The 11,990-nt window shown below is 43.4% G+C and carries 10 protein-coding genes; 6 read left to right on the top strand and 4 right to left on the bottom strand.

Annotated elements, in window-relative coordinates:
* Positions 1–259: 259 nt before the first annotated feature.
* Positions 260–1,153: a TraB/GumN family protein gene (locus GVO62_RS11565; protein ID WP_159119386.1), complete on the bottom strand. Its 894-nt coding sequence runs from the start codon at positions 1,151–1,153 to the stop codon at positions 260–262.
* A gap of 360 nt (positions 1,154–1,513) precedes the next feature.
* On the opposite strand from GVO62_RS11565, the gene GVO62_RS11560 reads away from it, so the two are divergent.
* Entirely contained in the window at positions 1,514–2,479 is a 966-nt protein-coding gene (locus tag GVO62_RS11560) for an alpha/beta hydrolase fold domain-containing protein (RefSeq protein WP_159119385.1), read from the top strand.
* A 57-nt stretch (positions 2,480–2,536) separates the two neighbouring features.
* On the opposite strand, the gene GVO62_RS11555 is transcribed toward GVO62_RS11560, so the two are convergent.
* Positions 2,537–3,055: a hypothetical protein gene (locus GVO62_RS11555; RefSeq protein WP_159119384.1), complete on the bottom strand. Its 519-nt coding sequence runs from the start codon at positions 3,053–3,055 to the stop codon at positions 2,537–2,539.
* Positions 3,056–3,339: 284 nt separating this feature from the next.
* On the opposite strand from GVO62_RS11555, the gene GVO62_RS11550 reads away from it, so the two are divergent.
* The 5 genes from GVO62_RS11550 to GVO62_RS11530 all read left to right on the top strand — a co-directional run bounded on the left by GVO62_RS11550 (position 3,340) and on the right by GVO62_RS11530 (position 9,980).
* Positions 3,340–5,013: a carbon starvation CstA family protein gene (locus GVO62_RS11550; RefSeq protein ID WP_159119383.1), complete on the top strand. Its 1,674-nt coding sequence runs from the start codon at positions 3,340–3,342 to the stop codon at positions 5,011–5,013.
* A 232-nt stretch (positions 5,014–5,245) separates the two neighbouring features.
* Positions 5,246–6,409, top strand: a complete 1,164-nt coding sequence (locus tag GVO62_RS11545; protein ID WP_159119382.1) for an SO_0444 family Cu/Zn efflux transporter — start codon at positions 5,246–5,248, stop codon at positions 6,407–6,409.
* Positions 6,410–6,557: 148 nt separating this feature from the next.
* Positions 6,558–7,640 (top strand): CNNM domain-containing protein, encoded by a 1,083-nt coding sequence (locus GVO62_RS11540; RefSeq protein WP_159119381.1) that lies wholly within the window; start codon positions 6,558–6,560, stop codon positions 7,638–7,640.
* 128 nt (positions 7,641–7,768) lie between these two features.
* Positions 7,769–8,941 (top strand): energy transducer TonB, encoded by a 1,173-nt coding sequence (locus tag GVO62_RS11535; protein ID WP_159119380.1) that lies wholly within the window; start codon positions 7,769–7,771, stop codon positions 8,939–8,941.
* Positions 8,942–8,984: 43 nt separating this feature from the next.
* The gene (locus GVO62_RS11530; protein WP_159119379.1) at positions 8,985–9,980 is read left to right on the top strand and encodes a hypothetical protein; all 996 of its coding nucleotides are present in this window, start codon (positions 8,985–8,987) and stop codon (positions 9,978–9,980) included.
* Between the two features lie 64 nt (positions 9,981–10,044).
* Here GVO62_RS11530 and GVO62_RS11525 read toward each other — a convergent pair whose 3' ends face one another.
* Together GVO62_RS11525 and GVO62_RS11520 are read right to left on the bottom strand one after the other, a co-directional pair.
* Positions 10,045–11,256, bottom strand: coding sequence for a hypothetical protein (locus tag GVO62_RS11525; RefSeq protein ID WP_159119378.1), 1,212 nt, complete (start codon positions 11,254–11,256; stop codon positions 10,045–10,047).
* On the bottom strand, positions 11,256–11,912 hold the full coding sequence (locus GVO62_RS11520; RefSeq protein WP_159119377.1) for a methylamine utilization protein: 657 nt from the start codon (positions 11,910–11,912) through the stop codon (positions 11,256–11,258). The genes GVO62_RS11525 and GVO62_RS11520 overlap by 1 nt, the downstream gene beginning before the upstream one ends.
* Positions 11,913–11,990: the final 78 nt, after the last annotated feature.

The raw sequence follows: 11,990 nt of genomic DNA, 5'->3' as shown, positions 1-11,990 counted from the left end.
CGGACCCATCCGTGCTTTTGTATTAGCGGCTTCGCAGCTGCTTCCATGCAGCTGAGAGTTCTAGAGTGAACAAGCGCCCCCTTTTAAGTCTATTGAGCCTGTACGGAGAGGAAGAAACGCACCGTAAAGCCACTCTTGGTGGCATCAATCAGCCCCCTTGCTGCGTCAGTTTTTGATAGAGCTTTATCCCTTGCAATAGGCATAAAAAAGCTAGGCAAATGCCTAGCTTTAGTCTTGATGCGGTCGAGCCAAGGGAAAACTACATTTGCTCTATTTTGTAACCTTTTGCTTCTAATAGGGCGATTACGCTGTCCTCGCCAACTAGGTGCCCCGCGCCCACTAAAACAAACTCTTGGTCTTCATCACCAAACATGGCTTCAATCTGAGGTACCCAATTTTGGTTACGTTTGGTGAAAACATCATCATAAGAGGTAGGAGATTCACGTTTGAATGTATCTACCACCAATTCATCAATTTGCCCAGTGTCACCCTCTCTCCATGCTTTTATGGTGCTTTTAAGCATGTCTTTTAGCTCTGGTAAGGTTTCCAAGGTTTCAGATATAAGGCGGTCTTCTTCACCCGCACCCATATTAGCTAGCATGTTGATTTGAAAATCTAGTGACTCTAAGTATTCGCTTGTTTTACCGTCACGTGCAGCTAACTGCATAAAATAGGCATCTACACCTTGGCCTGCTAATTGAGAACGCTGCGCTTCCATGGCCACTAGCATAGAAGCAACCATACCGGGCTTGAATCGCGCGAGTTGATCAGCACTTGCACCAAAATTACTGAGGTAAGTATTTAGCGCTTGATAGGTTTCGTCTGAAATTACGTCCTTTAATGTCTTGCCCTCAGCATACGCTAATCCAGCCATCATCTTTTGTTGACCTTCAATATCTGTGGGATCGGGCATTTTCACTTCAAACACTAACGTATCGGCTTTTTCATAGGTGTCCGTAAATTTGCTAGGAAGCGGAAATTCAGAGACAGGCAAAATGTGGATTGTACCTCCCACATAAACAGTATCTTCGCCGTTGCTTACTTTCCAAACGGAAGTTTTGTCGTCAGCACCGCTAGAGGCAAAAGAGGTGGCTACAGAGCAGAAGGTAAAACCTAATGTTAGTGCTAGTTTGCGTACAGAAAAATTTTTCATCTTAATCCCTAATGTGTTTTACTCAGCAAAAGTTGTTTATGTGTTGCAGCATCCTTTCATTTACTTTTTGAATATTCCTGCGACGACACGTGGCTAGCATAGCAGACTAAGACCCCGTTGTGCCCTGTACTTTCTCTCTGAAAATAGCAATAGTTGCTTGAGATCAGGTGAGCATTTGAATAAAAGTAATTCAAGCAACACTAACGTTAAGTAAGCTGCTCTTTTTTCTTGAGCACATTGCTGTCCAATCACGCAAGGCCGCTTACGGTTTTTCGCGAAAAACGAAACAATAGATAAGGCAAATAAAATGTTTATTGCGCTAACTTGCACTCACTGCCATGGTCACCGAATCATACTGATATGACAACGCGCACTCCTACGTTACCTAAAGCTGCCAGTGATGCCCTAGTGAAAGGCATAGCCAGTTTCCCAACGTTGACAAAAGATGAGGTTATCGCAGCCACACCTTCTACAGATGAAGATTGGCGAAGCTATAGTCAGGCAAGAAATGCCGAACAGAAAAAGAAAGTAAAGAAAATGAAGAAAGAGTTTGAGGTAGGTGTCGAGCTCTTAAAGCTGGGTCAAGTCGTCGTGAGAAAGCTTACGCCTAATGTAGTTAGCCCTGAATTTGAAAACAAAGCCTATATAGATGTCCACGGCGGGGCTTTCGTATTGTTCGGCGGGTTACCTAGTATTGAAGAAGGTTTGCTTGTGGCGAGTCGTTTGGGAATCGTGGTGTATAGCGTTGATTATAGAATGCCGCCGACCTTTCCTTCACCCGCAGCCCTTAACGATGTCACCTCCGTCTATAACACATTGTTAGAGGAAATAGGCGCGCAGAATATTTTAGTAGGTGGGACGTCTGCAGGAGGTGGCCTGGTGCTATCACTGGTGCAGACTCTGATTCAAAAGAACACCCCTCTGCCGAAGGCCATTTATGTAGGTACGCCGTGGGCCGACCTCACGAATACCAGCGATAGCTTGGTCACCAATGAATGTGTTGACAATGTGCTGGTAACTTATGAAGGTCAGTTAAAAGCGGCTGCGCATTTATACGCGGGAAACAAGTTGCTGTCTGACCCTTCAGTATCCCCAATCTACGGTTCTTTTGCCCACTTCCCACCAACGTATTTAGTAAGCGGAACGAGAGACATGTTTTTAAGCGATACAGTCAGGGTTAACCGCGCCATAACAGACAGCGGAGGACTTACACAGTTAGAGCTGTTTGAAGGCCTATCTCACGCCGAATATTTAATTTTTTACAAAACGCCAGAGTCTGAAACCACTTATCGCTTAATGAAGAGGTTTTTTCTTTCAAACTTGTAAGGAGAAAATACGCATACCGGCCGATATGCGTATGGAAAATGGACCTTATCGTACTCACTAGGAACCGAAAGCTACGGCCAATATCGTAACAATGGCACCGAGCCCGGCAATTTTAAGTCCATTTTTGTACATAGGGAGTTTTGGAATAAACATAAGAAAGGCGGATATAACAAAAAACAGCAAACCTAAACCAAAGCTTATATTCAGCCAGAATAGTGGGCTGTTGTTGGTTGCCTTATGTAGCTTCACCATTTTGGCGAGTACAAGTGGATAATCTTTTTTGGTGATGGTGGCTTCGCCCGAGTCTTTATCGTACTGGCCCACGTTTAGCACGACTACGTCTGCATTTTCATCCGTAACTTTGCTCCCTCTTATTTTAAGAAGAGGCAGAAGATCTACACCTGAAAGATTGGATTCAAATTGACGCGTTTCTGTTTGCTCGTATTTTAAAATATCGGTAGGGCGGAATATAAGAAGAATTCCGCTTAGTGCATAGACTCCCATAATACCCGCGAGAAAAAAGCCAAGCCAGCGGTGATACTTACGAAAAGCCATGTGAAATTTTGGAGATGCCATGTTGTTATCTATCTATTTAAAAGTTGCGTATTTATAAACGAGAATGAATCTTATTTAAAGGCTTATTGCGAGAAACGATCATATATGTCGGATGAAAAGAAATTATTTTAGATATCTAAGGTAAAACGTTTTTTGGCCATTCTTTGAAGTGGTATGAAGAGTGTTAAAAAGTTGTGTCTAGATTATACTTTAGTCTTACAATGCAACTTTAGAGCAATAACAAATGATTTAATTAGGTATTGCACCTTTTAATAAAACCAAAATAACGACAGTAGGATTTTAACATGCAGTCTATTGCTATTGTAATACTGGGCATCATAGGAATGTTGTTCGGTTGGTTCGTATATTCTAAATTCATAGCGAGCCGTATCTTCCAGTTGGATGATAGCTTCACAACGCCTGCGCATACGATGCGAGATGGTGTAGATTTCGTCCCTACCAACAAAGTGGTTTTATGGGGGCATCATTTTACGTCGGTAGCCGGTGCGGCACCCATCGTCGGCCCTGCAATCGCCGTTTATTGGGGGTGGGTACCTGCCGTACTTTGGGTTGTATTTGGTACGATTTTGTTCGCCGGTGTTCACGATATGGGAGCGCTGTGGGCAAGTGCCCGTCATAAGGGTAAATCAATGGGAGCGCTGTCAGAAAGCGTAATTGGGAAACGTTCCCGAGCACTTTTCATGATTGTTATTTTCCTCGTTCTGCTAATGGTAAACGCTGTATTCGGTGTTGTAATCGCCAACTCATTTGTTTCACAGCCAAATGCCGTTTTTCCTGCATGGACTGCAATAGCAGTAGCACTCATCATTGGACAGCTACTTAAGCGAAACTTCAGTCTTATCCCCTTATGTATCGTGGGTATAATCGTGTTATACGCATCAGTGTATGCAGGTAGTTATATTCCACTCAGTTTGCCAGAAACCATGTTCGGCCTGGCGGATAAAGCTAATTGGATAATCATTCTCTTTATTTATGCGGCTATAGCATCCCTTCTTCCCGTTTGGATGTTGCTGCAACCTCGAGACTTCATTAACGGCATGCAGTTACTGGTGGGGCTCTTTTTGCTTTATGGTGCGGTGTTCTTCGCCATGCCAGATATTACTGCGCCCGCATTTAATACACAGACAGCAGTAGACTCACCGAGTTTGATTCCGTTGTTATTTGTAACTATTGCCTGTGGCGCTGTATCAGGCTTTCACGGCATTGTGTCTTCGGGCACTAGTTCTAAGCAGTTAGATAAAGAAACTGACGCGCGCTTTGTAGGTTATCTTGGCGCCGTAGGAGAAGGGTCACTGGCGCTTATCACTATTGTAGCCGTAAGTGGTGTTGCGTTTGCGGCCTCACCAGAAGAATGGCATGAGGTCTATAGCCACTTGGGCGCGGGTAGCGTAGGCGCGTTTATCACAGGTGGAGCGAACCTTATCCAGCAAGGCTGGGGCTTACCTGTTGATTTCTCGTCAACAATTCTTGCCGTGATGGTTGTTCTTTTTGCGGGCACAACCATGGATTCCGGAGTACGCCTTCAGCGCTACATTATTCAGGAATGGGGTGACATCTACTCTATCAAAGCATTAAAAAGTGGCTTAGTAGCAACTTTAGTTGCGGTTGGTTGTTGCTTATTATTGGCCTTCGGTGCAGGTGGCGCATCGGGCAGTGGGGGAATGATTATCTGGCCATTGTTTGGTTCAACTAATCAGATCCTAGCAAGCCTTACACTTCTGGTTATCTCAGTAATGCTTATAAAGCTCGGCAGGCCGGCAAAGTACACTCTAATTCCTATGGTATTTGTTCTGATCATGGCTTTCTTCGCAGGGCTGATAAAATTAAAAGAATACTATGTTGAGGGAAATTACTTATTAGTGTTCTTAGATGCCGTGGTGCTCATTGTATCTGTACTTGTTATGTTAGAGGCTTTTTCGGTGGTCTCTAAACTAAGAAAAGAGAAGCAGAGCAACTAAAACGTGACACAAAGGTTTTTCATGGTTGACCTCGTAGTCTAAAAAGCACACTCACGAGATAGTCAACATTCGGCCAGTACATTCGTACTGGCCATTTTTCTTTCCTGGTAATCATTACAATCAATTTTGTCGATTTTCTGTCACACTACACATCTGGTATCATGAATACGTTTTCAATACTGTTATTTGTGCTTCGAACACAATTCTAATGCCAAATAACTAGCGAGGCTGTGTGTCAGATATTATTTTACTTGCTCAAAATTTCTTAGCGCTCTTCGTCGAGTCTGCACCTTGGTTGATGCTAGGGCTACTCGTGGCAGGCATCATGCACGAATTGGTCCCTGTGACTTTTCTAGAAAAGCACATGGGAAGCGCTTCGTTTGGTTCAATTAGTAAAGCAGCAATTATTGGCGCCCCGTTGCCGCTATGTTCTTGTGGGGTGATTCCAGCCGCTCTTGGTTTACGCCGCAGTGGTGCATCTAAGTCTTCAACTATTTCATTTCTTGTTTCTACACCAGAGACCGGCGTGGACAGTGTTTCCGTGTCTTATGCGCTGCTAGGTCCGCTTTACGCCATTGTAAGACCTATTGCGGCGATACTTAGTGCAATCTATGCCGGCTTAATGGTTCGTTTTTTCGCAGAGGCGGATACTCATATTAATAAGAAAGATCAGGTTGACCGTTATCAGTCGTCGTGCTGCTCGTCAAAAGTAACGCCAGAACCAGTGGCAAAAACTTCCTGCTGCGCAAGTGAGCATTCGCATGATCATGACGGCGCAGATATGACCTCACAGACGGATGATGTTCAGTCTTCCAAATTAACTAAAGTGTTCGCTTACGCCAGCGGTAAATTACTAGAAGACATTGTGGTTTGGTTATTGATTGGCTTAGCGTTGGCCGCCGCCATTAAAACCTGGGTTCCCACAGATTTCCTTACGCAGTGGGGAGATGGCATTATTGCTATGCTAGTTATGGCGCTAATTGGCATCCCTATGTATATATGTGCAACTGCGTCTACGCCTCTAGCCGTTGGCTTCCTTGCTGCAGGTCTATCACCAGGCGCCGTATTGGTCTTTTTAATGGCAGGGCCGGCGACAAACGTATCGACGATGGGAATGATTAAACAAGAAATGGGCGCGCGAACCCTAGTGCTTTATTTATTTAGTGTGATTTCCGCAAGTATCGGATTTGGCTATGCGCTCAACTACTTGGTCTCATCTTTTTCATTGGCGTCTATGATAAAAATCGATAGCCATGTTCACGAACACGGTGCCAACGTTCAGGTTATTTACGCACTCTGCGCGCTTTTGTTAGCTGGTTTGATGTTGAGACTTGGCTTTAAAAAGCTCAAAAACTATCGTCAATCCCAAACGCAGCAATCGGCGTGCTGCGGTTAGGTTATATCTTTCATTCTTTCTTATATTTTGCATGCGCGCTTTTGTTATGAATAGAGCGCTTGTATATCCTGTTCTATTATCCATAATAGTCGCTCAATTTATTAAAAATAAACGCGTATAACCCTACAAGGACGCTTGGAATAACGACATGCTTTTACTTATTGTGTACGTCTTGATCGCATTGGGCTTTTCTTTTTTGTGCTCTATTGCCGAGGCTGTGATTCTAAGTGTTTCATCTGCTTACATTTCGGTGTTGGAAAAAGAGGGGAAGCCTAGTGGCGCTTTGCTTCGAAAGCAAACCGACAACATTAATACACCGCTATCAGCCATACTTACATTGAATACAATTGCGCATACCATGGGCGCTGCTGGTGCAGGTGCGCAGGCTGCTGCAGTGTTCGGTGATGCCTACTTGGGCATTATTTCCGCCGTACTTACCTTACTTATTCTTATTTTTTCAGAAATTATTCCCAAAACACTTGGTGCGACCTATTGGCGTGCTCTCGCGCCAGTTACGGCGTATTTTTTGAAGTATCTTTCAATTATCCTTATGCCATTCGTGAAAATGTCAGAATTGATGACCAAGGGATTTAAAGAAGATAGCCCGCTTCGAGGTTTAAGCCGCAGTGAATTACACGCTATGGCAGAGCTATCTGGTCAGGAAGGCCAGTTGGCAAATCACGAAGCCGTATTCCTACAAAGCTTGTTGAGCCTGCATGAGTTAAAAGTAAAAGATGCAATCACTCATCGTACCGCCCTTTTTAAAGTGAGTGAAACGATGACGGTGGAAGAGTTTTTTCATAAGCATGCCAACATTGAGTTTTCCCGCATACCAATATTTGAAGATCAAGACTCAGAAAATATCACTGGATTTGTTATGCGTTCAGACTTGTTGGTGGCTCAAGCGAGAGGGAACACAGATAAACCACTTTTTGAATATGCGAAAGATATGGTCACTGTACTTAATACTATGCCCTTATCTGTAACCTTCGAACACTTTATTAATAAGCATGTACATATGCTTTTGGTGGTTGATGAATATGGCGGTTTAGAAGGGGTGCTTACCCTTGAAGACCTGCTTGAGCGTTTACTGGGTGTGGATATTATTGATGAAAAAGATACCACGGTAAGTATGCGTCGCTTAGCAAAAATGATGACAAAGCGCAAAGAGCAGATGATGATAAAAAATGTGCCTGATGCGTCACTTGAAAATTCCGCGAAGAAACAATAGTCTAATACCAATCTGCATAAGTTAGTACCCACTCGGCGAGAGTTAAAATGTTCGTAATCGCGGCGTGTTACCCCAGGTATAATGGCTAATGCAGGCAAAAACCTCTGTAATTATTAAGGATGATAGATATGAGTCGAGTTATACGGAAAAAAGTGGTTGGTACTGAATGTTCTCGTAAACAGGCTACTAAGCGAAATTCGTTGACGTTAGCGGCCTTTCTCTCTTTTGGTGTGGTTGGAAGTGCAGTAGCTCAAGAGCTCAGTATTCCCTGTGATGAAGTGGAAGAAAAAGCGCTTGCTGAAGCCAAAGATGATGAAGTGAAGCGTATAAGTGCATTCACCCCTGCGGCTCCACTAGAACGTGTCGATCCTAAATACCCTTCTTCAGCAGCCAGAAAAGGTCGTGAAGGCTGGGTAAGGTTGAGCTACGTTATAGATGAACAAGGCAGAGTAAAAGACCCTGTTGTAGAAGATTTCTTCGGAAGTCCCTCTTTCAAAAAAAGTGCACTATCAGCCGTCAAAAAGTGGCAGTATAGCCCAGCAATTAAGGATGGCGAACCTACTCAGCAATGCCATCAGGCTGTTCAAATGGACTTTGCCATGGTCGGGAAAAGTGGTGCTACGCGTAAATTCATTAAAGCTTATAAAAACGTAGACGACATATTTAAAGCGGGCGATCTTGAAGCGGCTGATGAAGCATTTAAAGAACTTGAAAGTTGGGATACGCTCAACCGCTATGAAAACGCGTGGTTGCTCAACTTAGAGTCGGAGCTTGCAAATGAGCAAGGTGATATTGAAAGGGAAGCACGAAGCCTTACTCGATTACTTGCCAGCAACGGACAAAAGCGTTTTAACAATGCGGTCTTCGATGAAGACTACATTGCTTATGTGCTACAAAGAAAAATCCTTCTTGATGCCCAGCGCGGGTATTACGCAGAAGCTTTAAAGTCATATGATCGACTTCAAGAAATGGATGAGCAGGAAACACGCAAAGCAGAAATTGCCCCAATCATTGATAAAATTAACGCATCCATTGCGTCTGATATTAACTTACAAGTGCCGGTGAGCATGGATGATGATGGACGCTGGTTCCACACGCTTGTACGAAATAAGTTTGCTTTTAACAACGTTCAAGGCGAGCTTGATACCGTTGAAGTGCGCTGTGATACTCATAGAGAAAAATTCACGGTTGCTGAGGATCATATTTGGCATATTCCACAAAGCTGGGGGCAATGTCAGGTGATGGTGAAAGGTGACGACGCCACCACATTCGATCTTATTGAAGTCGCTGAGAGTTCATAGGTTCGTTCAGACGGGCTAAAACTGGATAAAGGGAATTAACCATATGAATCGTAAGTTAATAGTAGCGACGATTGCTATTATCGCGGTCTTACTTTATTACTTGCTTTATGTTTCATCTGGAGTTGAACCCAGTACAGCGAACTCAAACAATAGGGCTAGCGAAGAGACAGCAAACCCGCTCAGTGTTAAACAGGAATCTCACTCAACGCAAATGATTCGTGAAAGCGAACCTGATGGTTCTTTGCCGCCAGAGAGCCACAGCGCAAGTCGATGGTGCTCCACAGAAACTGAACCCGAGCATTCAGAGAGTGTAAGAACCGAAAAAGAATCTTTAGAGTGGGATATCGAGAGAGGTAATATTTTATTAGCCGCCGAAGATTCAGTGTTTGAATTCCCAAATGCTGTTTTGCTAGCGCCTTATGCAGAACTGGACTTACAAGATCTCATTGCACACGCAAAAAACGATGATTTGTTCGCATTATTGACTATTATGCAGCGCAGAGATGTTCCTATGAAACATCGAAATAATGCTGCTCGTCATTTAACGGTAATGGGAAATACTTCGACTGCCTTGTCACATTTAGTTGCTTTAGAACTGACACGAGCCAATCATATTTTCGAAATGGAAGGGCAAGTCAATGAGCAAGTAAAAACGCATTTAGTGAACAGTTTAACGTATGTTAGCTATGGGCTAGAGCAGCTTGATGTAACGGCGCTTCGCAGTTATTTGTATTTTGTTCAGCGACACAAAAATGGAAGTTATGCCTTAGATTTAGAAGCGGCACTTTCTCAAAAGGAAGTGGAAACCGTGAAATTTGCAAGAGCACAATTTAAGCAATACTTAAACCACAAAAGACAAGAAAAGTACCTTTCAACTATAGAGGAAAAAGCGTTTCCGAAAGTGGCCAAGCGTCAATTTGAAAAAAGCTTGGCTCTTGAATATCGTACTTTTGGAAGTCTGATACTGGGCAGTAACAATCTGAAAAACATGGGTTTTGATTTTGAAAATCTACCAGATTGCGCTAAGCGTTTATTTTAGAAAAGAATATCAATATAAGTCGATTAAACCCGCAAAAAGATAACCCTGATGGAAAGCAGGTTAATTAGAAAGTGGCCGTGAGTGCCAACTGGAACAAGTGCTCGGTAAAGTGCTCGCTGTCTTGAAAAAAGCGAAGGTTTTGCTGAGTGCCTGAGTTTATTTGCCATTCGGCGGTTAACGAGAAGTGTTCGCTAATATTGCGCCCTGCGCTGATAGTAAACGCACGCCCCGAGCTGCCATTGGGGTCGAGCGCGTAATTGTCATCATCATTTACTTGATACCAGTCAGCACGTGCAGCAAGCGTGTATGGAGTCATGCTGTATACAGCAGCAACAAAGCCACTATTAAAATCGTTATCTACAATACTTTCACCCATTAGAGTGTCGCCCACCAGCAATTGAGAAAATACCGTAAAGATAGGATTATACATGTAGCGAAGCGTTAACGAATGAAAGCGTGTATGCCATGCATAGATGCGGTCGGGGTCGACTGCATTTGCGTCTGCGTTGTTATCGTAATAGTAATAGCGCATTTCAGCGCTGCGCTTGTACGCCACATGCGCTCCGAAATAATAACCAAAACGATTGTCTATTTCTCTAAAAGGTTCGGTCCATGCAGGAGCATCCAGTCTATCTTCATCGATTACACCCGGAATAGGCAGGAAATTCAGTCTATCGTTGTAAAGCGACTGTCTGTCGTGAAGTGCAAAGCCGCGCCAAGAAATCAATGTTCCAGTGCTATCGTTTCCTTTAAATAAGCTGGCTAATACTTTCCAAGACCAGTTGCTTCGCACTTGTCTGCCATTTTGTCTAAAGCTAAATTCAATCCCACCGATTCTGAGTTCTTCACCGATCCAGCTATTTATTGCTGAATTGGTTAAAAAGTGCGGCGATAACCAGCCAAAATCGGTGTTTTCGGCAGAAATAGCGGGGTAAAACGCGCCTACTTTTACCTCTGGCTTTATAGATGAGGCGCTAAGTGGCCGATATCTCAAGTAAAGTTGAGAAATGTTGAGCCGTTCTTCTCCGTCACTGTAAGCATTTAAAACACCAGATAATGTCCAATCATCAAACAAACGCTGGTTGCTTGAGATAACTGCTTGAGAGAGGTGAAAGGTATCACCTTCGAATCGCTGGTGGTTTTGGCCAAAGTCTTGGAAGCTTTGTGTGTTTTCTTTTAGCGCCCAGGTTCCGCGTAACAAAAAGTCTGTTTCTGCGTAGCTTGCTACAGAAAAAACTAACGACAATAGAGCTAATGGTTGAGTGACAAACCGCATTAATAGTCGCCGAAACCAGAATCGAATCCGTCATCCCTGATTATGTTTGTATCAAGCGTCCATATTACTTGAGTATCGGCAGTCACAGAAATGGACTGTGAGGGAAACGCTTTTTCACCTTCCACTTGCGGATGCCAAAAACGTACGGTGTACTCACCATGAGGAAGTGAAATTGAAGACTCACCCTCATTATCGGTTTTTCCAAAATAAGGAGAGTCTGAAACAACTATGTATCCCAGCATCCAGTCATGAATATTACATCCAATATCAACAATACCTGCGTTTTCAAAGCGAAGCGGCTCTGCAGTAAACTCTTTATAAAGTTTTAGTTCGAATTGCTTTGTGGGAGAAAAAGAATAGACGTGGTGAAACAAGTTATCCGCATTAGGGAAGGTTACTTCGGTACCCGCCTTTACCACAAGCACGTGAGGTTCAAACTGTTTATCTATTTGATTCATTACGGCTGGTTCTTGCTGCGGCATCTGATGTGCATCCGGCTCAAATTGAGGCTCAAAAAGAAACACGCCGTTATCGACCGGCTCACCATCGCTATCATTCAGCGTTATAGAAAATGTTGCGGTTTGCTCATCTTGTCCTAAAGCCATACTTGAACAAGCCATAAGAAAAACGGCGCTAAAAATTATTTTATATTTCATTCAAGTACCACGGCAAAAAGTATTCAAAGAAGACGTCAGTTGAATTATACCAGTTCGTATAAATAATTACCCACTCAG

The organism is Alteromonas sp. KUL150 (assembly GCF_009811475.1).
Classification (GTDB): Bacteria; Pseudomonadota; Gammaproteobacteria; order Enterobacterales; family Alteromonadaceae; genus Alteromonas; species Alteromonas gracilis.
This window is presented reverse-complemented; position numbering and strand designations above follow the sequence as displayed.